Source organism: Kitasatospora sp. NPDC001683, from assembly GCF_053596495.1.
Genome location: NZ_JBSFGK010000066.1, coordinates 20997 through 44084, shown reverse-complemented (window position 1 = coordinate 44084; position 23088 = coordinate 20997). Strand labels below are relative to the sequence as shown.

Annotated in this window: 26 protein-coding genes and 3 pseudogenes; 12 read left to right on the top strand and 17 right to left on the bottom strand. The window is 70.5% G+C overall.

Annotated elements, in window-relative coordinates:
• Positions 1 to 892, bottom strand: an 892-nt coding sequence (locus ACWCYO_RS29130; protein ID WP_449785856.1) for a Vgb family protein, incomplete at its 3' end; no start/stop codon positions are given.
• Positions 893 to 1587: 695 nt separating this feature from the next.
• Here ACWCYO_RS29130 and ACWCYO_RS29125 point away from each other — a divergent pair.
• Positions 1588 to 1731 (top strand): transposase, encoded by a 144-nt coding sequence (locus ACWCYO_RS29125; RefSeq protein WP_270150437.1) that lies wholly within the window; start codon positions 1588 to 1590, stop codon positions 1729 to 1731.
• A 125-nt stretch (positions 1732 to 1856) separates the two neighbouring features.
• Here ACWCYO_RS29125 and ACWCYO_RS29120 read toward each other — a convergent pair whose 3' ends face one another.
• From ACWCYO_RS29120 to ACWCYO_RS29100, 5 genes are all read right to left on the bottom strand, one after another.
• Complete coding sequence (locus ACWCYO_RS29120; RefSeq protein WP_449785855.1) at positions 1857 to 2222, bottom strand: Mpo1-like protein; 366 nt, start codon at positions 2220 to 2222, stop codon at positions 1857 to 1859.
• A gap of 90 nt (positions 2223 to 2312) precedes the next feature.
• Positions 2313 to 3104, bottom strand: coding sequence for a maleylpyruvate isomerase family mycothiol-dependent enzyme (locus ACWCYO_RS29115; RefSeq protein ID WP_449785854.1), 792 nt, complete (start codon positions 3102 to 3104; stop codon positions 2313 to 2315).
• 675 nt (positions 3105 to 3779) lie between these two features.
• Complete coding sequence (locus tag ACWCYO_RS29110) at positions 3780 to 4190, bottom strand: hypothetical protein (RefSeq protein WP_270151478.1); 411 nt, start codon at positions 4188 to 4190, stop codon at positions 3780 to 3782.
• A 481-nt stretch (positions 4191 to 4671) separates the two neighbouring features.
• On the bottom strand, positions 4672 to 4887 hold the full coding sequence (locus tag ACWCYO_RS29105; RefSeq protein WP_270150433.1) for a hypothetical protein: 216 nt from the start codon (positions 4885 to 4887) through the stop codon (positions 4672 to 4674).
• Between the two features lie 151 nt (positions 4888 to 5038).
• Positions 5039 to 7366: an Orn/Lys/Arg family decarboxylase gene (locus ACWCYO_RS29100; RefSeq protein WP_449785853.1), complete on the bottom strand. Its 2328-nt coding sequence runs from the start codon at positions 7364 to 7366 to the stop codon at positions 5039 to 5041.
• 591 nt (positions 7367 to 7957) lie between these two features.
• On the opposite strand from ACWCYO_RS29100, the gene ACWCYO_RS29095 reads away from it, so the two are divergent.
• Complete coding sequence (locus ACWCYO_RS29095) at positions 7958 to 8557, top strand: 2'-5' RNA ligase family protein (RefSeq protein WP_270150430.1); 600 nt, start codon at positions 7958 to 7960, stop codon at positions 8555 to 8557.
• Positions 8558 to 8655: 98 nt separating this feature from the next.
• Here ACWCYO_RS29095 and ACWCYO_RS29090 read toward each other — a convergent pair whose 3' ends face one another.
• Both ACWCYO_RS29090 and ACWCYO_RS29085 read right to left on the bottom strand, forming a co-directional pair.
• A complete protein-coding gene (locus ACWCYO_RS29090; protein WP_449785859.1) occupies positions 8656 to 8811 on the bottom strand; it encodes a hypothetical protein in 156 nt (51 codons plus the stop codon).
• A 240-nt stretch (positions 8812 to 9051) separates the two neighbouring features.
• Positions 9052 to 9582, bottom strand: coding sequence for an NUDIX hydrolase (locus tag ACWCYO_RS29085; RefSeq protein ID WP_449785858.1), 531 nt, complete (start codon positions 9580 to 9582; stop codon positions 9052 to 9054).
• A gap of 9 nt (positions 9583 to 9591) precedes the next feature.
• Between ACWCYO_RS29085 and ACWCYO_RS29080 the strand changes: the two genes are divergently transcribed.
• The 4 genes and pseudogenes from ACWCYO_RS29080 to ACWCYO_RS29065 all read left to right on the top strand — a co-directional run bounded on the left by ACWCYO_RS29080 (position 9592) and on the right by ACWCYO_RS29065 (position 11506).
• Positions 9592 to 9717 carry a hypothetical protein gene (locus ACWCYO_RS29080; protein WP_449785860.1) on the top strand — a complete coding sequence of 42 codons (126 nt, stop codon included), beginning with the start codon at positions 9592 to 9594 and terminating at the stop codon, positions 9715 to 9717.
• A 604-nt stretch (positions 9718 to 10321) separates the two neighbouring features.
• Positions 10322 to 10492 (top strand): annotated as a pseudogene (locus tag ACWCYO_RS29075) (IS21 family transposase); the annotation flags it as partial.
• 124 nt (positions 10493 to 10616) lie between these two features.
• Positions 10617 to 10970: a hypothetical protein gene (locus ACWCYO_RS29070; protein WP_449785852.1), complete on the top strand. Its 354-nt coding sequence runs from the start codon at positions 10617 to 10619 to the stop codon at positions 10968 to 10970.
• Positions 10971 to 11053: 83 nt separating this feature from the next.
• The gene (locus ACWCYO_RS29065) at positions 11054 to 11506 is read left to right on the top strand and encodes a hypothetical protein (RefSeq protein WP_270150427.1); all 453 of its coding nucleotides are present in this window, start codon (positions 11054 to 11056) and stop codon (positions 11504 to 11506) included.
• Positions 11507 to 11572: 66 nt separating this feature from the next.
• Here ACWCYO_RS29065 and ACWCYO_RS29060 read toward each other — a convergent pair whose 3' ends face one another.
• Together ACWCYO_RS29060 and ACWCYO_RS29055 are read right to left on the bottom strand one after the other, a co-directional pair.
• Positions 11573 to 12103 carry a YrhB domain-containing protein gene (locus tag ACWCYO_RS29060; RefSeq protein ID WP_449785851.1) on the bottom strand — a complete coding sequence of 177 codons (531 nt, stop codon included), beginning with the start codon at positions 12101 to 12103 and terminating at the stop codon, positions 11573 to 11575.
• Positions 12104 to 12180: 77 nt separating this feature from the next.
• On the bottom strand, positions 12181 to 12543 hold the full coding sequence (locus ACWCYO_RS29055; protein ID WP_449785850.1) for a carboxymuconolactone decarboxylase family protein: 363 nt from the start codon (positions 12541 to 12543) through the stop codon (positions 12181 to 12183).
• A 136-nt stretch (positions 12544 to 12679) separates the two neighbouring features.
• On the opposite strand from ACWCYO_RS29055, the gene ACWCYO_RS29050 reads away from it, so the two are divergent.
• Positions 12680 to 13642, top strand: a complete 963-nt coding sequence (locus tag ACWCYO_RS29050) for a LysR family transcriptional regulator (RefSeq protein ID WP_449785849.1) — start codon at positions 12680 to 12682, stop codon at positions 13640 to 13642.
• A 222-nt stretch (positions 13643 to 13864) separates the two neighbouring features.
• Here ACWCYO_RS29050 and ACWCYO_RS29045 read toward each other — a convergent pair whose 3' ends face one another.
• On the bottom strand, positions 13865 to 14377 hold the full coding sequence (locus ACWCYO_RS29045) for a hypothetical protein (protein ID WP_449785857.1): 513 nt from the start codon (positions 14375 to 14377) through the stop codon (positions 13865 to 13867).
• A 446-nt stretch (positions 14378 to 14823) separates the two neighbouring features.
• Positions 14824 to 15918, bottom strand: coding sequence for a serine hydrolase domain-containing protein (locus tag ACWCYO_RS29040; RefSeq protein WP_449785848.1), 1095 nt, complete (start codon positions 15916 to 15918; stop codon positions 14824 to 14826).
• A 245-nt stretch (positions 15919 to 16163) separates the two neighbouring features.
• Here ACWCYO_RS29040 and ACWCYO_RS29035 point away from each other — a divergent pair, with 245 nt between their 5' ends.
• Both ACWCYO_RS29035 and ACWCYO_RS29030 read left to right on the top strand, forming a co-directional pair.
• Positions 16164 to 16886, top strand: coding sequence for a MarR family transcriptional regulator (locus tag ACWCYO_RS29035; RefSeq protein WP_449785847.1), 723 nt, complete (start codon positions 16164 to 16166; stop codon positions 16884 to 16886).
• 533 nt (positions 16887 to 17419) lie between these two features.
• Positions 17420 to 17788 carry a low affinity iron permease family protein gene (locus ACWCYO_RS29030; protein WP_449785846.1) on the top strand — a complete coding sequence of 123 codons (369 nt, stop codon included), beginning with the start codon at positions 17420 to 17422 and terminating at the stop codon, positions 17786 to 17788.
• Between the two features lie 94 nt (positions 17789 to 17882).
• Here ACWCYO_RS29030 and ACWCYO_RS29025 read toward each other — a convergent pair whose 3' ends face one another.
• The 3 genes from ACWCYO_RS29025 to ACWCYO_RS29015 all read right to left on the bottom strand — a co-directional run bounded on the left by ACWCYO_RS29025 (position 17883) and on the right by ACWCYO_RS29015 (position 19392).
• Positions 17883 to 18065 carry a hypothetical protein gene (locus ACWCYO_RS29025; RefSeq protein ID WP_449785845.1) on the bottom strand — a complete coding sequence of 61 codons (183 nt, stop codon included), beginning with the start codon at positions 18063 to 18065 and terminating at the stop codon, positions 17883 to 17885.
• A gap of 64 nt (positions 18066 to 18129) precedes the next feature.
• The gene (locus ACWCYO_RS29020; RefSeq protein ID WP_270150416.1) at positions 18130 to 18453 is read right to left on the bottom strand and encodes a plasmid stabilization protein; all 324 of its coding nucleotides are present in this window, start codon (positions 18451 to 18453) and stop codon (positions 18130 to 18132) included.
• A gap of 438 nt (positions 18454 to 18891) precedes the next feature.
• Positions 18892 to 19392 (bottom strand): DUF6328 family protein, encoded by a 501-nt coding sequence (locus ACWCYO_RS29015; protein ID WP_270150414.1) that lies wholly within the window; start codon positions 19390 to 19392, stop codon positions 18892 to 18894.
• Positions 19393 to 19439: 47 nt separating this feature from the next.
• On the opposite strand from ACWCYO_RS29015, the pseudogene ACWCYO_RS29010 reads away from it, so the two are divergent.
• Positions 19440 to 19702 (top strand): annotated as a pseudogene (locus ACWCYO_RS29010) (IS701 family transposase); the annotation flags it as partial.
• A 196-nt stretch (positions 19703 to 19898) separates the two neighbouring features.
• On the opposite strand, the gene ACWCYO_RS29005 reads toward ACWCYO_RS29010, so the two are convergent.
• Complete coding sequence (locus ACWCYO_RS29005; protein WP_449785844.1) at positions 19899 to 20813, bottom strand: COG4705 family protein; 915 nt, start codon at positions 20811 to 20813, stop codon at positions 19899 to 19901.
• 272 nt (positions 20814 to 21085) lie between these two features.
• On the opposite strand from ACWCYO_RS29005, the gene ACWCYO_RS29000 reads away from it, so the two are divergent.
• Positions 21086 to 21385 carry a YciI family protein gene (locus ACWCYO_RS29000; RefSeq protein ID WP_270150410.1) on the top strand — a complete coding sequence of 100 codons (300 nt, stop codon included), beginning with the start codon at positions 21086 to 21088 and terminating at the stop codon, positions 21383 to 21385.
• 132 nt (positions 21386 to 21517) lie between these two features.
• Positions 21518 to 21733: pseudogene (locus tag ACWCYO_RS28995) on the top strand (DDE-type integrase/transposase/recombinase); the annotation flags it as partial.
• Positions 21734 to 21921: 188 nt separating this feature from the next.
• On the opposite strand, the gene ACWCYO_RS28990 reads toward ACWCYO_RS28995, so the two are convergent.
• On the bottom strand, positions 21922 to 23028 hold the full coding sequence (locus ACWCYO_RS28990) for a hypothetical protein (protein ID WP_449785843.1): 1107 nt from the start codon (positions 23026 to 23028) through the stop codon (positions 21922 to 21924).
• Positions 23029 to 23088 lie beyond the last annotated feature (60 nt).

Genomic DNA, 23088 nt, shown 5'->3' with positions numbered 1-23088 from the left:
TTTCGGTGAACCAGAGGTTGCCGTCGGATCCGGTGGTGATGTCCAGCGGGCTCGAATCGGTGGTCGGAATCGCGTACTCGGTGATCGAACCGCCGGTGGTGATCCGGCCGATGTCGTTGCCGGCGTTCTCGGTGAACCAGAGGTTGCCGTCCGGTCCGGTGGTGATGCCCCACGGGAACGGGAAGAAGAGGGTGTCCGTGAGGTCGTAGCCGGTGAACACACCCGCCGTGGTGGCCTGTCCGATCTGGGTTGCTCCGGCATCGGTGAACCAGAGGTTGCCGTCGGGCCCGGAGGTGATGCCGATGGGCAGGGAGAACAGCGAGGGCACCGTGTATTCGGTGATCGTGCCGTCGGTGGTGATCTGACCGATGCTTCCGGTCAGCACTTCGGTGAACCACAGGTTGCCGTCCGACCCGACGGTGATGCTCAGCGGGAAGGCACTGGAGGTGGGGAGCGCGTACTCGGTGACCGTGCCGCCGGTGGTGATCCGGCCGATGTTGGCGGCACCGGGCTCCGCGAACCAGAGGTTGCCGTCCGGCCCGACGGTGATGCCCCACGGGTAGGCGCCGGAGGTCGGGAGGGCGTACTCGGTGACCGTGCCGCCGGTGGTGATCCGGCCGATCTGGTCGACGTTCGACTCGGTGAACCACAGGGCGCCGTCCGGCCCGGTGACGATCTCGGCCGGCCCGGCGCCGGTGGTGGGTACCGAGTACTCGGTGAAGGTGCCGCCCGTGGTGACCCGCCCGATCGCGTTCGCGGAGTTCTCGGTGAACCACAGGGCGTCGTCCGGCCCAGCGGTGATGCCGACCGGTTCCGCGTCGGCCGTGGGCGTCGCCAGTTCGCTGATGGCGGGCGTCTGGCGGGTCTGTGCCCTCCGCGGTTGGGGGTGCATCCCGCGGAGGCAGGCGATGAGTCCCGCCGGCCCCCGGTGCCGGACGCAGGACTTCACCCACGGGCGCAGGGATCCCGGGGGGCGGTGCGTGGAGTCGCCCAACGCCACGGAGCCGGGCGCTGCGACGACGGCCGTCAGAACCAGGACGGTGAGCACACGGTAGAGCCGCCTGAGGCGGCCAGGACGGTGGGACATGAGACCCCTTTCCGAACGACACGGCGGGAGCCGGAACGCCGAACCCGTGCACCGGCGGTCTCCCCGCCCCGAGCCGTGACCGACAAGCACAGCGTGACGGCCGAAAGCCCGCCCTGCCCCGATTGCTTCGAAAGCGGTATGTCACACACGGACAACGTGGCGCCCATCCGGTATGAAGAATCCCCCGGAAACCGCATGAAACACCCACAAACACCAGACGGACAGGGTGAGCTGTAGGCGCCGGGGCTGGAGGGGTGCGGCGGTCTACCGTCCGGTGCGGAAGCAAAGCCAGCGAGGCTGGCCGCCCTGGCGCGGAGGTCGGCACTCTGCCGGAGTGTCAGCCGGCGGTGATGCGGGCGAGGGTGGCCTGGAGGCGGCGGACGGCGTCCTCGGCTTCGGTGTAGTGCTCGGGGGTCGGGGGACGGCGCCGAAGGCGTGGTCGTCTGCGGCGGGCAGGGCGCGCCAGCGCAGGACGGGTTCGAGCGCGGCGACGGCGCGCGGTGGAGATGTACCGCTCCGCCGACCCGAAGCCGGTGATCCGGCAGATGGCCCGCGATCTCGGGGTGCACCACGAGGCCCTGCGGAACTGGATCCGCCAGGACGAGGCCGACCGGGGCGAGCGCGACCATCCACACCCGTCCTGACCAGGTAACAGCACCTCCCGCACAACGGGGGAAGCTCAGGGCAGCTGGAAGCCCTCGGGGTGGCCTGGTAGGCCCGCCCAGCCTTGGGTGTCTTACGCACGGCGATCCGGGAGCCGCACGGGCCGTCAGTCGTCGGCCGATCCGCCGTGCTCCGCGAGCCACGCGCGGGCGATCGCGCCCAGTTCGGCATCGCGGCCGGAGAGCATCATGCCGATCATCCGCGCGTCCCCGCGCAGGGACCAGACCGGGTGTCCGAAGGTGGCCGGGTTGTTCCCCTCGACGAGGAAGTGCGCCGGCCAGGCCGTGCCGTACCCGATCAGCGGAAGGGCCACCAGCCGGCGCTTCAGGCCGCGCGCCAGGCCATGGGCGCCCACCGCGAGCCCGGTGAGGGTGCCCACCAGGTGCACCCACCTGGTGGCGGCCTTGGAGTGCATCGCCACGTAGTAGGGCCAGAACTCCTCGAAGGACGCGAAACGCCTGCTCTCAACCATGCCAGGACGGTAGCGCCACGCCGACGCTCCGCCCAGGGCACGGTCGGATGAGCCGACGACGCGACCGGGCGCCGCGTCGTCGACCCCGCCCTACGCGTTCGGGTCCCAGGCGAAGAGTCGCTCGAAGATGACCTGGTCGCCGTCGATCTTCACCGAGTCCAGCGGGGCGCGTCCGTAGAACCACAGGACCAGCTCACCGGCCGTGCCCCGGACGGAAGCGTCGGCCGGGGCCAGGGCCTCGCCCTCGCCGGCAGCCGGGAGGCGGACGGCGCGGGCGCCGTCCGCCTCGACCGTGAAGCGCCAGGAGCGGCCCTCGGTGGTGTGGTAGTCGACGACGGCCGACTCGTGCGGCCAGACGCCCGACCACGCGCAGCAGGTGAACAGGAAGTCCTCGACGCCGTCCAGCGCCACCTCCGCCGGCAGCGGCTGCGCGGCGCCCACGGTGAGCTGGGCGTCATAGGTGTGCATCGCGATCTCCTGAAGCTGGTGCCGGGCGACGGCACCGCTGGTCCGCGGCGACTGCGAGGCGCCCCACCACGTCCAGCACTCGGCGTCCGGGCCGACCTTCCGCAGGGTGTCCAGCAGCTCCTGCGTCGACGCGGCCAGCCAGGCCACCAACGCCTCGCGCTCCCGGGGCGCCTGCGCCTCGGCGCGCGCCGCCACGGCCTCGGCCGGCGGGGCGTCGGCCGGACCGGCCTCGACGACGGCGGCCCAGAACGGGCGGCCCGAGCCCAGGTGCCGTGCCAGGTCGAACAGCGTCCACTCGGGACAGGTCGGCACCTGCACGTCCAGGCTGGGCGCGGCGGCGATCGCGGCCCGGAAGGCCGTCGCCCGCTCGTCGATCAGTCGCAGCAGGTCAGGGAGTTCAAGATTCTTCTGCACTACGACTGTCTATCACCGCCCTCCGGCGGCCGAAAGCGAGTTTCCCGGCCGCCGCCTGCCGCCGCGGGCCGCTCCACCCCCGGGCCCGAGCAGCAGCAGTGCTTCGAGGACGGCGCGAAGACCATGCGGGAGCTGAAGGACCTGTACGGCCCGCTGGGTCGTCCGGGGCGGATGACCTGTTCGCAGCCCGGGCACTCCAGCCGGTTGGGGCCAGCCTCCTCCCGCAGCTCCAGCTTCGAGCCCTCCTTCCCGCCGATCGAGCCCCGGCACGTCCAGCACGGGCGCAGGGAGGCATTCGCCGTACCGCCGGACGAAGACGAAGGGGTAGTGCCTCGAGGGGCTCGGTGGAGTCGGAGGAGGACTGGGCTATGTCCGGGGCGGGGCATCCACCGCCCCACGCGCGATGCGGCCGTCCCGGCGGCTCCGACGACGTCGGCCACGCCCAGCCCGGCCACCTTGGTTCAGTCGCTGAGCTGCCCAGACGTCACCTGGCGCCTGGGACGGGGGTGCTGGCATCAGGAGCCACATCGGGAGTTACAGCAGGAGCCGCATCGGGAGGTCCGGGAAGGGCTCTTCCCGGGCCGCACACCCGGGGGGACGGTGCGTCAGGGCGCGGGAGCCGCCGCCAGGGGCCGTCCGTGGGGCTCGGCTTCCCCTGGAGGGCCGGTAGCGGTGTCAGTTGGTGGTGATGCGAGTGAGGGTGTCCTGGAGATGGCGGACGGCGGTCTCGGCGTCCGTGTACTGCTCGGGGCTCGCGGGGACGGTGCCGAAGGTGCTGCCGTGATCGGCGTCCAGGGCGCGCCAGTGCAGGACGGGTTCGAGCGCCGTGATGGCTCCGGAGAGGAACCAGGCCAGGCGTCCGTGGGTGCGGGCCAGGGCGATCGCAAGGACAGCGAGCACCTCCCGCAGACGCTCCAACCGGTCCTTCTCGGACCGGAGTTCCTGGGTGTCCGGCGAGCCGACGGCTTCCCGCAGGCCGGCCTCGGCCTGGAGCGCGAGGCTTCGGTCGCTGGGTGTCAGTTCCCATACCCCGTCGCGGATCTGCCGCTCGGCTTCTTCGGCAAGGCTCGCGACCGTCGTCTGCATGTTCACGTGGCTCACCGTAGTGGTGCGTCCCGGCCTGGCGGGGCCCGGGGGCGTCCGGCCTACGCCGGGCGCTCACCACCACCACGACCCCGCAGGGTGCAGACCCCTGCCGGCCGGACCGCCACCCACCACCGCCCTCCACCTACCAGCGAGCCGGGCAAAGGGATGGACAGAAGGGGTCGTCGCATTTTCCGGCCGCCCGAAAGTGGCCTGTGAGCTGCAGGAACGCGCAGAGCCCGCTGGGAGCGGCGGGGTACCTACGGCGGTACCTACGGCGGTACCTACGGGGCTGCCTACGGTGGCACATATGGGGCTGCTGTGACCCGGAATGCTAGACCCGCGCGACGCTCGCGAACAGGCCTGCGACCTGCAAACTTTCGGCCGCGGACATGCCAGGAGGTCAGAAATTTCTTACTCGCGGCCAGCCAAGAGCACCTGACCGGATTCGGGACCGGGATGCCTCGGGCTATGGCCGCTACTGTCACACCGTCGGCTCGGTCTCGAGGTCTCGCGTGCAGAGGTGGGCGGTCGGGCAGGCCGGGCATCCGCGGGCGTCGATGAGGTGGGCGACGGCGTCGAACAACTGCTGGGCACGCTCCTCAGTGCCGACACCGTCGAACGACGCGTACTCCTGAGCAGGCCTACCAGCAGCAGTGCCGCCGGCCCTGCTGCTCCTGGGCCTCGTCTCCGTGACCACCCACCGCCTCTCGGCCGCCGTCCCGGCCTGGACACGGTCACCGTCCTGAGACAGTGCCTGGCGCGAGTGCAGAACGAGCGAGGTCCCCTGGCGGTCGAGCGAGATGTCCGAACGTGTCGACCCGCGCGCCAGGGAGCCTCGCTGTGCTGGTTCAGGCTTCCGGTCGGCGGACGCACTCGATCAGGTAGTCGCCGGTGACAGTCTCGACGGTGACGCCGTGCGCCTCGCTGTGGAAGCCGGGGAAGGCCCTGTCGAAGGACTCCAGAGCGCGCAGGTAGCGCAGGAGCGGTCCGTCGGCGGCACCGGTCGACTCACCGGGCATGAGCACCGGGATGCCCGGAGGCGTCACCGTGACCATGGCGGCCGCGACCCGATCGGCGGCCGCGCTCAGGCGTACGCGTTCGGTGCCCCCTCGGATCAGCCGCTGGTAGCAGCGCTGGGGCGGTTCCACGGGCTCGGGAAGCTGCTGGAACGCGGTGTCGAGTGCGGTGATCAGCTCCGCGCGGGTGAGGTGCTCGTGCATCCGCTGACACAGGTCGCGCAGCGTCGTGCCCGCGTACCGGGAAGGGAACTGGGCAACGAGGCCGGGCAGCACCCGCTCCAACGGCGCATCGGTGTCGTAGAGGGACTTGAAGTCCATCAAGGCGTCCATCAAGGTGCCCCACTTGCCCTTGGTGATGCCCATGGAGAACAGGATCAGCGTGGTGTAGCTGTCGGTCTTCTCCACGACGATCCCGCGGGTGGCCAGGTACGCCGTCAACACGCGCGCGGGAATGCCCCACGGCGAGGTCTCGCCCTTCGCCGTCACCCCGGGGCAGGTCAGGGTGACCTTGATCGGATCGAGCATGCAGTAGCCGTCTTCGAGGCCCTCGAAGCCGTGCCAGTCGGCGCCCGGTTCCAGGAGCCAGCAACTCGCCTCGTCGCGCAGCAGCGCCGCGGGGGCGTCGGCGAAGGGCATGCGCCGGCCGGTGGCCGGATCGGTAACCTCGTCGGGCTGCCAGATGCCGAAGAACCAGTCGGGCCGGTCTCCCGCGTCGACGATCCGGCGCCCGGTACGGATGACGGCCTGGCGGAAGCGGATGGCCTCGGTGAGCGCCTCGTCGATCAGCCACCGGCCCTGTGGGCCGTCCATCATCGCGGTTGCCACGTCGAGGGAGGCGATCGCCGGGTAGAGCGGTGACGTGGTGCCGTGCATCATGAACGCCTCGTTGAAGCGCTCGTGTTCGACGGGCGCGCGGGGCGAGGTCCTGACGTGCACCATGGCGCCCTGCGACAGCGCGGCGAGCAGCTTGTGCGTGGACTGCGTGGCGAACACGGTGGGCCGCTGCGGGCCCTCGAAGGTGTCCGGGCCGACGGCCATGCCGTAACGGCGGGCGTAGAGGGGGTGGAAGCGGGCGTAGGCGAACCACGCCTCGTCGAAGTGCAGGCGCGGTGTGCTCGGGGCGAGAGCGTGTGCCGCGGCGAGGGTGTCGTAGCACAACCCGTCGTAGGTGGAGTTGGTCACCACCGCGTACTGGGCCCGGTCGGACACCGCTCCGGCCGTCAGCGGGTTGGCGGCGATGCGGGCGGCCACGGCGTCCGCGGCGATCTCGGCTGGCGGCAGCGGGCCGGCGAGGCCGTAGCCGTTGCGGGTGGGAACCAGGTACACGGGACGGGCACCGGAGATCACCAGGCCGTGCAGCACGGACTTGTGGCAGTTGCGGTCCACGAGCGCGATCTCGTCGGCGGTGACGCTGTAGTGCCCCACCATGCGGTCCGCGGTGGAGTTGCCGTGCAGGACGAAGTAGGTGCGGTCGGCGCCGAAGACCCGGGCGGCGTTGCGCTCGGCCTCCCCGATCGGCCCGTTGTGCTCGAACAGCGACCCGAGCTCTCCCACCGAGATCGACAGGTCGCTACGGAAGAGGCGCTCGCCGAAGTAGTCGAAGAAGGCCCGCCCCGCCGCGGACTTCAGGAACGCGACACCGCCGGAGTGCGCGGGGGTGTGCCAGGAGTACTCGTGCGCGTCGTCGAAGCGGCGCAGCGCCTTGAAGAACGGCGGAAGGACGTCCCGGTGGTAGGCGCGGGCGGCGGCGGTGACCCGGCCGGCGATGAAGGCGGCGGTGTCCTCGAGCGGCCAGATGTAGCCGACCACGGCCTCCGAGACCCACAGCGGCAGCCGCTCCAGGTCGTGGTCGGACTCGTCCGCCATGAGCAGGAAGACCGGGAGGTCCTTGAACCGGCGCTGGATCAGCCGCAGGACGTCCGCGCCGCCGTCCTCCTGGTCGCCGCCGTCGTCGCCCGGCAGGTCCCAGGCCACCACGGCCGCCGCGAGCCCCGACTCCGTGCGCAGGACCGCCCGCGCGTCCCGGGCGGTAGCCGCCCAGCGGAGGGCCAGGCCCTGGTTCTCCAACTCCTTGCCGATCCGCCGCAACTGCTCGGTGCTCACCCCTCCTTGCAGCGGGTTCTCGCGCAGCGCCAACAGCACAGTGCCGCTCACCATGACAGCCCCCTCCCTGACCCACGGCGCCCTTCGGCGCCCGGCACAGTCTCGTCCGGCCGGGGCACGTCAGCGGCGGTATTCGCTGTGCTTCACTCGAAGGCGCTAACGCCTGACAGCGTTCCCATGGGGTGAGGGGTCTCCAGCCACAGGTCTGGGTGGCGGCGCGGTACAGCTGAGCTCCACCCTCGTCGGCGACTTCGGCCGCCAGCTCACCCGCGCCCTCGCCGCCCTTCCCGCCACCTGCGTCATGGCCTTCCCCAGCCGCAGCGAGAGCCTCGCCAACGTCCTCTTCGAAACCGGCCTGTGGGCACAGCACGGCAGCGCCGTCGTCCTCACGCCCGCCCGCAACGGCTTCCCCAGGCCGGTCGACGGCCTCACTGTCAGCGGGGTGGGAGGGTTCTTGGTACCGATTCTTTACAAGAGGGACGCCAGCACTGCCAGCGGTCGTTTTACCGGAGACCGGACGGGTGGTGTCCGGCAGTGGGATCCTCGGGGAACTTCAGTGCTCGCAATGTAGGTGACATAGGCGAATGACGGTTCGGTGCTGCTGCCCATGATGTGCTCCGCTCGCTCGTTCTCCACCATGGCAGTGTGGACGGAAAGCCGGTGTACGGCGGGGCCGAGCCGGTCGGCGCGCTCGAGGTGGCGCCGACGGCCCGGACGGCGGTGGCGTGGCTGCCGCCGCAGGAGCTCTGGCCGGCGATCCAGGACATCCGCTGGGAGCATGATCCGCAGGTACGGCGGTGGCCGCCGCATGTGAACCTGCTGTTCGGCTTCGTGCCGGAGGAGGAGTTCGCGCGGGCGGTGCCGCTGCTCGCCGCCGGAGCGGCGGAGAGCGCGGCGTTCGCCGCGCGTCTGGCCGGCGTGCGGTACTTCCGGCACCGGCATTACGCCACCGTGTGGCTCGACCCGGCCGCGGCGGGCCCGGCGCCGTGGGCCTGTCTCCACCGGGCGCTGGAGCAACGGTTCCCGCTCTGCCGCGGGCGCGGTGGCCGTTTCATCCCGCATCTGTCCCTCGGCCGCACACAGGACCCGCGGCAGCTGGCCGCCGAGTGCGCCGCCAGGCTCGGCGCACTGTCGGCGGTGGTCGAGGAGGTGGTCTTGCTCTCCCGGCGCGGCGACGAACCGATGCGGCCCCGGGCCGCGATCGCGTTGGGCACGGGCGAGGTCCGTCAACTGCCGGATTGCTAGCGGCGAGAGGCCGCGACCATCGGCCCGCGCGGCCAGGCACGGTCATGCCGGGCGCCTGGCGCGACCCTGGGCTTCCCCCGCTGTGCGGGAGGTGCTGATTACCTGGTCAGGACGGGGGCGGGTGGTTCGACGGCCACCGGTTCGGCCGTCGCCTGGTCGGCGTAGTACTTCGCCTCGTATTCGTCGGGGCTGAGCCAGCCGAGGCGCTTCCGGATGCGGCGGGTGTTGTACCAGCCGTCGACGTAGGCGAACAGGGCAAGGCGAGCGGACGGTGTTGGCGGCCATCAGGACGGAGACAGCGGCGCCGGAGAGCAGGAGCCTGCCATCCTCGCGGCGGCCACCGCCGGCGTAGCGCTCACCCGGGTCTCCCGTCGATGGGTGTGGCGGTGGTGAGGGACGCACGACGAGTTGCGCGGCCGTGAGCGCCGGTGCTGCGTAGATGAATCCGATCTTCGTCGGCCAGCCGGCCCGGGGCCCCTCGACGGCGGTGGCCATCAGTGGCAGCAGGTCTCGGCCGGGCGCGTACCGCAGGCCGGTCTCCTCGAACGTCTCGCGCACCGCGGTGTGGAGCGGGGTCGGGTCGGTGAAGTCTGCGTCACCGCCGTGAATTGAAGTCCCTTGGCGGGGTTGGTGGAGTGCAGCAGGACCACCTTGCCCTCGGCGGTGGTGAGGAAGGGGTCGGCCCACATCGTGGCAGCGGGGTACCGGCCAGGTAGGCGCGCAGGGGTAGGGCATGGGCTGGGCGGCATGCCGGCCGATGAGGTCCCGCTCGTGCTCGGCGAGCAGGTCGGGAAGGTCGGCGGGCAGCACCCATCGGTGCGCGTCGTGCTCGGCGCCGAGTACGACATCCTGCGGGTGGTCGAGGGCGGCGGCGAAGGCGGTGACCCGCGCTCCGGTGATGCCGGTCTCCTCGGCCAGTCCGCGCTGCGCGGCCGCCAGGAGGCTCTCGCTGCCTGGATTCCGCCACCGGGCAGCTCCCACGGACCGCCCGCCGGCGCGGTAGCCGCGCGGCGCACCAGCAGCATCTCGCCGCGGTGGTTGACCAGCAGGACCGCGGCGGCCAGGCGTTGCGTGCCGGCGGCCCTGGCATCGGCGAGCAGGTCGAACGGCGGCCGGTCGGTCATCGGGCGCTCCAGGCCAGCGGGGTCGGCCCGGCGTGATCCCGGTAGCCGAGCGAGCGGGCCTGCTGTGGACCCTCGACCTGGGCAGCCCACGCTGACCGTCGAGGTCGTAGCCCCGCGCCCTGCGGCGAGCCGATCATGCGCTCGACCCTGGTGCGCTCGTCAACAGTCGAAGTCGCCCGGGCTCCCACGGAACCGCACGCGACGCCACTTACGCACCCATCGTCCGGGTTGGCCCTGCGATGCCCATGAGCGTGGCGAGCACGGAGAGCACGGCGATCAGGCACGTGGTGGACCGGACCATTGTTCAACGGTGTGACGGCACCCCTCCCCCGGGTCCCAGACCACAGGCCCCACAGCCGGTGTCCGGTCCTGACGCCGCGGTGCCGGCCCCCTTGTCCCCGTCCGGCGAGGCCTTCGCCGGACGGGTCCACCTGGTGGTGGTCGGCGGCCTGGTCCCCGTCGTCGGGGTCGGGTGCGGCGGGCGAGGTGGTGGCCATCGGTGGCCTTCCGTCAGCAGGAGACCGGCGCGGGCACGGTAGCCGGCTCCGGCACCCGGGCGAGCGCCCGGACGCGGCCGACCTTGCACGCCGCCCCCTCGTCCGCGGTCTGACCGCACCCCTCCAGCCAGTCCGGACCGGCCGCCGAAGCCGAGCTCGCCGGCTGCGACCACCACACGGTCCGGCGCTATGTCCAGCTCCGGGGCCAGGGCGTCGACCCGACCGAACGGGCGGTGCGATCGAAGCTGATCGACGACTTCCTGCCGAAGGTGGAAGAACTGGTCGAACGGTCCCGCGGCAAGGTCGTAGCCGACGCTGGCGGTAGGCGGCGTCGGCGGTGGTGCCGTCGGGGGTTTCGGGGGTGCGGTCGAGGCGGGCGTTCAGGCCGCGGCAGACACGGTCGATGGCAGTGTCGGGCGTGGTTTCGAGGGTGGTGAGGTGGTCGACGTGGTCGAGGGCGGCGCGGTTGAGGGCGTCGCGGGCGTCGTCTTCCTCGCGGGCGGTGTGTTCGGGTTCGAGGGCGAGGCCGGAGCGGTTGACCACGGCGGCCAGGGTGAGGCCCTGGACGACGAGGGTGAAGACGACGACTGCGGTGGTTGTCACCGCCGCCCACGCCTTCCTCACCCTCCGCCGACTCGACCCAAAAGTCCAAGCACCGGCCTGATCCTCTACCAGGTCCTCGACCAGCTCCAGGACCTGCTGAGCTGCTGGACCGGTGTCTGCCACACCTGCCAACGTCCGCTTCCCACAAGAAGATCCACAAACCGCACCCGACAGCCCGCCCCGACCTAACGAAGTACTACTAGTGTTGATCACGTAAGGCTTGATGTCGGCGAACTCGCTACACAGCAAAGTGATTGACGGGGGAGAAGTGAATGGCAGCGGGAGACATGCCAGTGGGTCGGGCCTGGTTCGGTGCGGCGGCGCTGGCCTCGGGGGCGTTCCCGGTTGTGTTCGCCGTGGCGACGTGGGTTGCGGACTGGGACGCGAACCATCCGGTGTCCGCCGCCGGTGACGGCTCGCCCGGCGGGGGGAACATGGGGGTCGCGCTCGCCGTGCCGTTCTTCGCCCTTGCCGCAGTCGTCTGCCTGGTCTTCCCGCTGCTGTGGGGGATCACGGTGATGCGCACGCGGAAGGGGCGGTCGGCGCGGGAGCTGCTGACGGCCTCCGCGATCGTGCAAGGGCTCACCCTGCTGCTGGCCCTGCCGGTCGCGGCGAGCCTGCCGTACGGCTGGGCCGGTGTCACGGCCCTCATCGCCGCGGAGCTGATCGCCCTCCGCATCGCCCTGCAACCGCTCTGGTCGCGACACCGGGCTGCGACCGCCTAGCGCAGAGCCTCTCCTGCGCAGGAAGTCGGCCGGTCCGACTTCCTGCGCAGCACCACCTGTCGCCTGCTACTGGACCCGGCCGGCCAGCGTCTCGATCGGGCCCAGGTTCGGATTGGGCTCACGGGTGAGGTTCGCCAACTCCTCGGGCGGTTCGCTCCCGTCCCTGACGATCGTCACGTAGTCCTTGGCGTCCCGCAGGCTCATCCGGAGGGCCTGCTTGCGCAGGTGCTGCATGGCGGCGGCGGTGCCGACGGAGTCCGCGAGCCGGAGGACGTCCGCGGCGAGGGGGTCGGGCGCCCGGATGCCCTTGGTCTGCCGGAGGTAGTCCTCTTCCCATTCGTCGGTCCAGTGGACGCCGGGTACGACGTGGATGCTCCCGTCCTCCCGGTCGACCAGGTAGGGGCCGCCCAGGAGGGTCCCGCGCAGAGCCGGGTCGCGGGCGCCCTCCTCCGAGGTCCAGTAGACGAGCCACCCGACCGACCGCTCCTCGACGGCGTAGACGGCCAGCTTCGGAATCAGCCTCGCCCAGGCCCAGTTCGGGCGCTCCCGCTCCAGGTAGGACTCGACCAGCTCGACCGCTCGTTCACGGGAAATCACGCCTCCCATCCTTCACCCCGGGTCAACCGGATTCCGCGCCTGACGACGCTCAGGCCGGAGGCGGCGCGTGAGACGGCCTACGAAGGCGACGACGCGGCCGAGTGCCCGTCGTAGAGCTTCATCGCCTGCAGGCCATGAGCCAGCGATCCGCCGGCACGCACCGCTCCGGCGACGAAGATGACCTCCGCGAGTTCCTCGGGGGTGACGCCGTGTCGGCGGGCCTGGGCGGTGTGCACGTCGAGGCAGTACGAGCACTGGGTGGTCAGCGCCACGGCGATCGCCACGAGCTCACGGTACTTGCGCGGCACAGAGCCGTTTCCGCGGTCGACGACCTCCTGGAAGGTCTGCCAGGCGGCGAACTCCTCGGGAGCGAGCCGGCCGACCTGCCGGGCGCGTTGCAGATCGGCCGGCTCGGCGTAGCCGTGGCTGTGCTGGTGCATGCGAGTGCCTCCGTCGGTGAGCAGGGGATCGGCCAACGATCCGGTCGATCGCGCCGGGACCAGCTCACCAGCGCACCCGAGGGGCCGTCCAAGACCGTTTCGATACTCCTCGGACCGTCTCGATATCGTGCACGGCATGGATCTTCGCCGCCTGCGGTACTTCGTCGCCGTGGCCGAGGAGTTGCACTTCGGTCGCGCGGCCGCGCGGCTGCACATGTCGCAGCCACCGCTCAGCCAGCGCATACGCGAGCTGGAGAACGAACTCGGCTGTCGGCTGTTCCAGCGGTCCGCGCAGGGCGTCCGGCTCACTGAGGCCGGCTCGGTCCTGCTGGACGAGGCACGGGAGTTGCTCGACGCGGCAGAGCGGGCGCGGGAACGGGTACGGGAAACGGGCCGGCGGCGCACCATCGTGGTGGGCACCGTTGCCGGAGCCGGTCTCGAATTCGGCCCCCGCGCAGCCGCAGCCTTTCGCCGTACCCATCCCGACGCGCAAGTACGGCTGTGCGAGGCGGACATCAGCGACCCGACGGCGGGGCTGCGGTCCGGTCGGGTCGACGTCGCGCTGACGCGGCTCCCGTTCGACACCGCGGGCCTCACGGTCCGGCTGCTGGAGACCGAGCCGCTGGTCGCCGTGGTTCCGGCGGACGACCCCGTGGCGCGGCGGCCCCACCTGCGGGTCGGCGACCTGCTGGGTCGACCGTGGATCCGCCTGCCCGAGGACGCCGACGCGGCCTGGCGGCGGTACTGGCTCGGCGAGGCCGACAGCGGCGAGGCGGTGGAGCGGTCTGCGGGCACCGGCTCTGGGCCGGTGGTCCGCACGGTGTCGGAGTGCCTGCATGCCATCGTGTGGCAGGGTGCCGTCGGCATCCTTCCCGCCGGTGCGACCCACCGCCACCGAACCGAGGGCATCGCCTTCGTCCCGCTGACCGACTACCCGCCGAGCCGAGTCGTGCTCGCCTGGCCGTCAGAGGCCCCCGACCCTGCGGTCCTCGCCTTCGTCGAGGCGGTCGGTGCGAGGACCGTTCCGGACACGGACGGAGCGCCAGGTACCGCCTACGACCTCTTCAACCGGCCGCCGGACCTGCTGAACATCCCCTGACCGGACCGCTTACACGATCACCTGGACTTTGAGAGGGCATCTCGCGTGAGTAGTTTGTCCTTGATGCCCCAGTACGTACCTCGCCGGGTTGGTGTGGTCTCGTCCGTCTTCGAGCAGTGCCCGCACCGCATGGCGCCGACTCCCCGGCAGATCGGTATCGCAGCGCAGGCCACCGTGCTGCCTGTCATTGAGATCAACCGGCATCCGACAGGGCAGTAGCGCTCAACGGCCCAGCCGGTGCCGAACGTAATCCGGCTGGGCCGCACCGACCTCGATGCGGTTCTCGTCAAGGCCGTTGACGATCCGCAGACAGTCCCCGGCGAAGACGAACTCCACCGCCACCGTTCCGGCTGCCAGGTCATGCTCTGCCGGCCGCCACTCGAGCAGCGCGACCTCGCACAGCTCCTGGCCGACGAACGGCTCCAGGCGTTCATCACTGCGAGACCACTGGGGTGTGAGCTCGAACCACTCCCAACCGGTGATCGTTGCCGCGGTGTCGCTCGTGTCCCAGCCGATCGAGAGGAGGTCGAGCTGCGAGTGACAAACCTCCACCTGCACGCCGTCGAAGTCCAGCACCACCGGGCAGTCGGCGAACCAGTCCCCGTCCTCGACGAAGCGCACCAGGGCGAACCCCGTCAGCTGCCTACCGGCGAGCGCCGCCAGACGTGATCCGTGCGCCTGCCGAACCACCTCGACCCCGACCAGGAAGGACGGCTTGAAACCAGAGATCCCCATGTCCACAGCAGCGAGTCTCCCGGGCTTCAGCCCGACCGGCCAGCGCATATTCGAAGCAGCAGGATCCTCAGCGCCACTTGACTCGGATTCCACAGAAGGCGACGAAGATGGTCCTCTGGGTACGGCCGATCTCCAGAATCGCTTGGCAGGTGGGGTGGGAGGCGGCCCTGGTGCGTCGGTAGTCTCCGCGGGTGTCGTTGACTCAGTACGTCTACTTTGCGATCTCCAGCGTGGGCACCACTGCCGACGAGATTACCCAGCTGCTTGGCGTGGAACCGGACACTCCTTTCTGTTTCCGCATCTCGTGGGGATGCGGATCGAGTGCATGGAGGTGCGGGACGGCCGTGTGGTGATCGAGGCATCGACGCCGGAGGCCGTTCCCGCGAGCGGCCGGGAAGGACGCCTCGCGGTCGACCCCCGCCGACTTCCTGCGCTGTCCGCGCCTCTCACTCACCGGGGGCGAAGGCCGCCTCCATCAGCTCCGTGAAGAGGCCGAACGGCTGGCCCCAGTCCGCGTTCAGGTGCTGGGCGACGATCGTTCCACCGTCCCGAGTCCCGTACAGGTACGACCAGTTGCCGTTGATGAAGCCGCCGTGGCCGTAGACCGTCACGCCGTTGGCCAGCGTCACCGCCGAGATGCCCAGGCCGTAGCTGTACCCGTCGAGCCACTTCCCGTCCGGGACGGGCGTCAGCGCCATCAGCTCCTCCATCTGCGCTGGCTTCAACAGCCGCCCGCCCAGCAGCGCGCTCAGGAAGGTGGTCAAGTCGCCCACCGTGGAGATGACTTCACCCACTCCGTAGCCGTACGACGGGTTCAGCTCAGTCAGGTCGTGCACCGCCGCGTCGGGCTCGGGCGACATCAGCCTGGTGTAGGCGCGGCAGTGCGGTCCGCGGAACCCGGTCTCGTCCCCCGGTGCGTACGTGTCGCTCAACTTCAGTACGCGGGCGATCCGGTACTCGATCGCCTCCGCGTACGACATTCCCGTCGCCCGCTCGATGATCAGCGCCGCGAGCACGAAGTTGGTGTTGCAGTAGCCGAAGTCCTCACCGGGCCGGAAGTCCGCCGGGTGGGACATCGCGAGGCGGACCAGCTCCTGCGGGGTGAACTTGTCGTAGCGGTGCTCAAGGACCTTCTCGCTGTGGAACCGTCCGAGCAGGTCCTCGTCCAGCGTGTAAGTGAACAACCCGCTGGTGTGGTTGAGCAGTTGGCGGATCGTGATCGCCTCGCCGCCCTCGACCAGGCCGGACAGGTGCCGTTCCACCGTGTCGTCCAGCCCGAGCTTGTACTCCCCGGCCAGCTGGAGGATCACCGCCGAGGTGAACAGCTTGGTGATGCTGCCGACCCGGAACTGCTCCTCCGCCCGCCGTGCGACGCCGCTGCGCAGGTCCGCCACCCCGGCCGTGCCGAACCAGGCCTCTTTGCCCTCGCGCACCTCGGCGATCATGCCCGGGTAGCCCTGGCCGTCGCCGGTGCCGTTGCCGGCGACGGCGCCGTCGATGACGAGCTGGACGGCGGCGGCGCGGATCTGGTCGATGGCCATGTCGGTTTCCTCCGTTGAGCGTTGCCGCTCTCTTCGAGACACGAGAAAGGCTAAGTTGCGTTCACAATTTTGACAATTGCATGGACGCCGACGAGTGGACATTTCAGCAGCTCAGGGCTGCTGAATTGCTGCAATGAACATGATGGCAAGTGCAACATATCGCATCCACGTGTTGCAATGACCTGAATATGAACGCCACACTGTGACCCGGCCGCACACCCACCGCACCAGGAGGCAAACCCCCCATGCCCGGAGGCAGGCTCACCCAGCAGGATCGTCGGCAGATCGCCGCCGGACTCGCCGACGGGCTCTCGTACACCGAGATCGCCAAGCGCCTCGAACGCCCGACCTCCACCATCACCCGCGAGGTGATGCGCAACGGCGGCCCCAACGACTACCGCCCCGACCAGGCGCACCGCGCCACCGAGCGCCGCGCCAAGCGCCGTCGCCCGACCGCCCAGTCACCCGCCGCCTCGCCGGCGCAGCCCGACCCGTACGGTCGCGACCCCGAGGCCGTCCAGGCCTTCGAGACGCACCTGACCGACCTCTTCGAGGGCACCGGCTTCCCGCGCATGACGGCCAGCGTCCTGGCCTGCCTCCACACCACCGACAGTGGCAGCCTCACCGCCGCCGAACTCACCGAGCGGCTCAAGGTCAGCCCGGCGTCCGTCTCGAAGGCCGTCGGCTACCTGGAGGCCCAGGAACTGGTCCGCCGTCGGCGCGACCCGGGCGCCCGGCGCGACCGGTACGTCATCGACGAGGACGTCTGGTTCCGCGCGATGATCGCCAGCGCCCGGATGAACGCGCCCCTTGCCGAAGCCGTCCACAAGGGCTCCGGCATCCTCGGCCCCACCACCCCGGCGGGAGAGCGGCTGGAGGACATGGGCCAGTTCCTGGAACACATGGGGCGCGACCTGATGCGGGCGGCCGAGCACTGGCGGGAGGTCTTCTCGGCGCGGGAGGCGTGACGAGGACCGGGGCAAGGGCCGGGGCGGAACCGGACAGCGAGACGCGGGAGGTGGAGATCACCTCCACCGCCGAGCCACTGCGGCGCCTGGCCGCGTGCGGGGTTGCTCCGAGGTTCGGCGGGCCTCCCAAGAGCAAAACGGGTTGTCGGGGGTTGGCTCGGTGACAGGATCGGTGCGGTGAACGATCCATCCCTCACCGAACGTCACGCCCAGGTCGTCCAGGCGGTCCGGCTCGCCGAACTGCACGGTCGGGATCGTGCAGGCAGCGCGGCGCAGCACCTCGAAGTCCTCCGCCCGCTGCTGGGCAGGGCCAGCCAGCACACGGTGAACCAGACCATGCCTGCGGCCGCGATCGCCCAGGCGGAGGGTGGAGGCGGTGGCAACGTGCAGCGCGTGCGCAGGCCACACCGCGCACCCCGGCGGAGCTCTCGGCAACGGGCAGAGCGTGCCCTACCGGGCATCCAGCCCTACTGGGGAGCCGGCCACCGGCGTGGCAACCGCCGGCCCGAAACGTCGGGGACTATGCAGGACCCATGTCCTTCCGGCATCCCGCCGAACGCGCCGATGGTAGCCATGGCCGTTTCGAGCGCATGGCCGAGCGTGCCTCGAACTTCACCAGCTCGCCCGCGTTCTTCCTGCTGTGTCTGCTCCTGGTGGCCGCCTTCATCGCCGTCCACGCAGTCGGCCTTTCCCTGAGCCGCCAGTTACTGATCGGCGACCTGATGACCGCCGTCACTCTGCTGCTGCTCGCGCTGCTGAAGAACGCCGAACGCCGTGCCGAACACGCCATCCAGCGCAAACTCGACGCGATCGCTGCCGCTCTGCTGGAACAACGCAGCGGACACACCGACAAAGCGGTCGAGTCCCTGGAGGAAGCGATCCGACTCGAGGACGAAACCTGAACCACACGCTGGGGCGTCCCCGGCGGTCTCGCTCGGATGCCGAGCGGAACCACTCCCCGTCCACGGGGTATGTCCTCGAGCGGCGGTCCGTCGCTCATTCCCACACATCGGGCCCGCCGCCCCGCCATTCGACGACCTCGGGATCCTCGATCAGCGCCGCGTCCAGACCGGCGCGCCGCATGAACTCGGTGACATCGGCCGCGCTGTAGGCGTTGCCCACCGGCATCCCGTCCACGTCCACGCGCCGGGTCGCCTCGCCCGAACCGTCGTCGCTCACCGGCCGGACGATCACGTGCGTCCCGCGCCCGGCCCGCGTCTCCGGAGCACCCATGCACGCAACCTCAGTGGCCAAGGGCGTTGGCGAGCTGCTTCTTGTTCATCTTCGAACGCCCGTGGATGTTGCGCTGCTTGGCTTCGTTGTACAGCTGCTCCTTGGTGGGGCCTTCGGAGCCGGAGTGCGAACGCTGTCCGCCACGCCGCGAGGAGGACATGTCGTGGGTCGAGGAACGGCTGGCCGTCTTCGACTCGCCGTGCCGGGCCCGTTCCTTGTTCACGGTCCGGGCCGCGATCTCCTTGGCCCGCTTCTCACTCTCGCCACGGTCCAGGGCGCTCTCCTTGACGTGCTCGTACTGACGTTCACGCTTCTTGCTCGAACCGGCAGGCATGACGCCTCCTCCTGGGGTGATGCGCTACGGCGTCTACCCAGAACGTAGTTCTCCACGCCCTCGCGCGCCTGGCCAGGGAGCCGGCCGGCCCTCGCCGTCGCCGTCGCGTAGATCCGACTCGGCGGGTATCGGAACCCGAAGCCGGGCCTCGTGGCATGGCGGCACCGCGGTTCTGTCTCCTGCCGGGGTGACACCGCTCGACAAGGCCCAACCGGTGCCGACCCAGCTCAGCTGATTCCCCCTTCACATCGGCCCGCCCGTTCCGGAACCCCCGGTACAGGCGGGCCGCTTTCTTTTTCCTTGGGCCTCACGTGTTCATCGACTCCCGCGCAATGGCGCGGGCAGTAGGACTTCCGGTACGACCTGTATTGGGACCGGTCCTCTTCCGCGCCCAGCCGCTTGTCCTGCGCGCTGTCCCGCTGCCGTGATCGCCGGAAGTCATGTCCCGGGTCGTGCCGCCCGGCGTTTGCCCGTGCGTAGCGCGATCCAGGGCAGCACGAGCCAGCAGATGGCGAACCAGAGCATCACGGCTCCCGCGACCACCCAGGCGGCGGGTGAGTGGGTGGCGACGTGGAGGAGCAGTACGAGGGCGGCGCCGACGGTGATGCCGAGCAGGACGAGGCCCAGGACGATCATTTTGGCGCCGGCGCGGACCAGTTCGGGCATCATCTGGTGGCCGGCGAGGAAGCGGTGGAAGGCGACCGGAGCGATCAGCGTGCCGGTGGCGACCGCCCCCAGGACCACGGTGACGTCGTACAGAGTACGGTCGGCCGGGCTGATCTGGGTGAACCGCGGGGTGAACACCACGCTGATGAGGAATCCGAAGAGGATCTGCGCGCCGGTCTGGGCGACCCGGACCTCCTGCAGCATCTCCGTCCACTTGCGGTCCGCCTTCTCCTCCGACTCCTCGCTCTCGCCCACCATCACATGGTTCTCCATCGGCTTGACCGCGCGGGGGCAACCACGCATTGCGGCCGGCACGCGTCCTTCGATCGGCCCACAGCTCTGCCGATCCCACCGAAATCGCCTGCTACATCTGCTTCTGCCTGGCCGGAACCGCACTCGAGGAAATGGTCCGGGTCGCGGGACACGGTGGATGGCTGAGGAATGCTTCCTGACCGCGAAGAACGAGACCGGACTTGACCACTATCAGGTTCGCGACTACACCGCCTGGTACCGGCACATCACCCTCTCCATGGCAGCCCTCGCCTCTCGCCACCCTGCGAGCAAAGGTAAAAAAAGGGGATGAGGACACCCGAACAAATGACGCCCTCATACCCATCACCATGAACGAGGCAAGGCGACTATTCAACCGCGTCTCCTCTCCCGTACGCCATGCAGTCCGGCATGCGCTCACCTGGTCCCTATGGCGCAGGAAGACCCAAGCTCGCGCACGGGCCAGTCATTTCAAGCGACGAGGACATCACGGAGTGTCGTTGCAGTTACTAGGTGTCGATCGGTTCGCTGTCCGTCAGCGGCTTCCCCAGTTGGACCAGGGCTCCGTTGGGACGCTGGGGCTGTCCGGTGCGCCGGTCCACGGGGATCGGCAGCGGGGCCAGGGGGTGCCGGCGGAGGTGCCAGGTCTGGTAGGCGATCAGGACCAGGAGCAGGGCGCTCAGCGCCGCGGTGCCGCCCGCCGTGCCCCAGCCCAGGCCGCCCTGGGCCGCGGGCTTGGTCAGCGCGTCGCCGCCGGCCGCGCCCAGGGGGCGAGTGAGGACGAACGCCAGCCAGAACAGCACCGTCTGATTGATCGACGTCAGGTAGTACGCGGCCACGATCAGCGCCATGGAGCCCACGATGACCAAAAAGGCGTTACGGAAGCCCAGACCGGTGTCGTCCGAGAGCCAGTCGCCACTCGAGGTGCCCAGGGTGTTGGAGACCAGGATCGCGATCCAGTACAGGATCTCGCCGGTGCGGCTGGAGATGTTCTCCACGTCGTACGTCTGCCCGGTGCGCCACCACACGAGGAAGACCAGCGCCAGCAGAGCGCTGAGGAGCATGGCGCCGGAGGCGTAGCCGATGCCGTCAGGGGCGCTGGCGTGGCCGAATCCGCGGTTGAGGAAATCGGATACCTCGGTGCCGACCATGCTCGTGCCCAGCACCACCGACCAGTACAGCGCCGGGTGGAACCGCTTCGCCCGCACCTGGGCCACGACGGCGACCAGGAAGAACGCGAGGAAGAGGAACGCGGTGGTGACGTAGCCGAGTTGGAGGCTGATGCCGAGCAGGTCTCCGGCGGACTCTCCGAGAGTCACGGCGACCGTCTTGAGCATCCAGAACAGCACCGTCACCTGCGGGAGCTTGCGTAGCACCACGGTCATGCCGTCCAGCGGTGCGTGTGCGCGAGTGTTCGAGGCCATCCCTGTCGTCCGTCCGTCGGCCACCAGCATCGGGCGCGCCATTGTGCAGGCGGCGCTGCGGGTCCGCCGGGCTGTTCGCGGCCGGTGGCGGCCGATCGCCACTCGAAGGAGCTGCTCGGTAGGCCTGAATGGACTGTCGGCTTCGGGGGCGCCCGTGCGGCGGGGAGTCGACGGACCGCCGAGCACGCAGGGCATGGCGTCCGGGTCGACGCCCCGATCGGCACTGATGACTCTGCGCGACCCATCGATTACCCAGCGCTATGATATTGATCATGTTCATTCTTGACCTGACCTACGTCGCGCCGCTCGATCGCATCGAAGCGGCCCACCCCGAGCACGTCGCCTGGCTCGACTCGAACTACGAATCCGGTGTCTTCATCGCATCGGGCCCCAAGGACCCCCGCGATGGCGCGGTCATCGTGGCGGTCGGTGTCGACCGGGCGCGGATCGAGGACATCGCCAAGAGCGACCCGTACTCGGTGGCGGGGCTGGCCGAGTACACCATCACGGACTTCCGTGCGATGAGGACGTCGCCGGCGCTGGAGGAGTACCGGCACCAACGGCCGGCGTAACAGGTCAACCGGTCACCGCTCCCGGCGGACGGCGAGCAGGGCCGCGTCGTCCGGCTGCTGACCTGCGCCGACGCCCGAAGCTCACCAGGTCGGGCTGGCAACCCCACCAGCGCCCCGGAGCGAAACTCCCCGGTGCAGGTCAGCGGGGGTGTCGAAACTCCCCGGTGCAGGTCAGCGGTCTGTGCCGGGGCGTGGGGCCGGGTCACGCACATCGCCACCTGGGCCGGAGTCGTCTACGCCGCTTTCGTCGTGGACGCCTTCTCCCGCCGCATCGTCGGCTGGTCGGCCGCGACCTCCAAGGAGACCCGGCTCGTCCTGGACGCGCTGGACATGGCGCTGTGGCAGCGCGACCGCGACGGATTCCCTCACCAGCAAGGCGAGTTGATACATCACTCGGAGGCCGGGTCAAGCCCGCGCGTCTACCCCCTCCGTGCCAACCGACCCAGCCGCCTACGGCGTTTCCGCCGGCCGGCGGTTCACCGGCCGCCACGGGTCCAGCGTGTCGCGCGCCGTCGTGGCGGCCGGTGCGGCCGGTGTCAGTCGTCCAGTGCGGCGAGCGCCGCCTGGTACTGCTCCGGATCCACCAACTCCCCGGTGACCAGCAGGAAGTCACCGATCGGGGTGGCCAGCAGGGTGCCGGCGCCGACGGTGCGGGTCCGGGAGAGCAGGTCCGGGCCGGGCTGTTCGGGGCGGCGCAGCAGCAGACCGTGCACCGGCTGCCCGGCGGCCAGCGCGGCGGCCACCTCGGGCGACGTCCCGGCCCATGCCGGACCGTCCGTCCCCTCGGCCGGGGCGTCCGGTGCCCCGGCCGCGGCCCGGCGGTCCGTTTCGCGGGCCGCCGGGCCGGCCAGGGCGGCCGTCAACTCGTCGGGCACCCCGGTGCGCAGGGACGGCACGGTGCGGACGCTCTCGCACAGCTCCAGCAGTTCGGGGGCCAGGTGGTAGTGCTCGGCGGCGGCCACGAGTGCGGCGACCGGCGCCTCGGCCGAGGCCAGCACGACGGCGAGGTCGAGCCGGTCCTTGGCGGTGAACGGGCGCTGGAAGCGCTCCTCGGCGAGCGCGAGGACGTCGGCCAGCAAACGGTCCTCGGGCGGGGTGGCGCGCATCGGCACCAGGCCTGGCTCCCCCGGGTAGGCGAAGGTACTGATCTCGATCTTCGGTTCGGGGTCGAGCATCGGATCCTCGGCCGGCCAGCGCAGGGTCACCAGCAGGTGTCGGGTGCCGCCGTCGTCGAGCAGCGACACGTCCAGCTCGTCCACCGGCCAGTCCCGGAGGACCAACCGGGCGGCGTCCCAGAGCGCGGCCTCGTCCGGGACGACCACGTCGAGGTCGCCGAGCGGCCGCAGCACCCCGGCGGGGTAACGGGCGGCCAGCGAGGGGCCCTTGAGGACCCGCGCGCCCCGAACGGTGTCCAGGTCGGCCGTGATCCGCTCGTAGAGTGCCGCCCGGTCGCGCATCCGGCGCAGTTCGTCGCGCGAGCCCGGCCCCATGGCGGAGCCCGCCAGCTCGGCCACCGAGAGCACCAGTGGCGGCAGGTGCCCGCGCACGGCTCGCGCGTTGCGCAGCAGGACGATCGGCGGCCAGTGGTCCTCGACGTCGAGCAGCTCGTGCAGCAGGGCGAGGTCGATGGGCAGCGGTGCCATCGGGGCGGTCCTCTCGGTAGGTTTTCCGACGTTTCGTCACGCCCGGTGCGGCGACGAGGA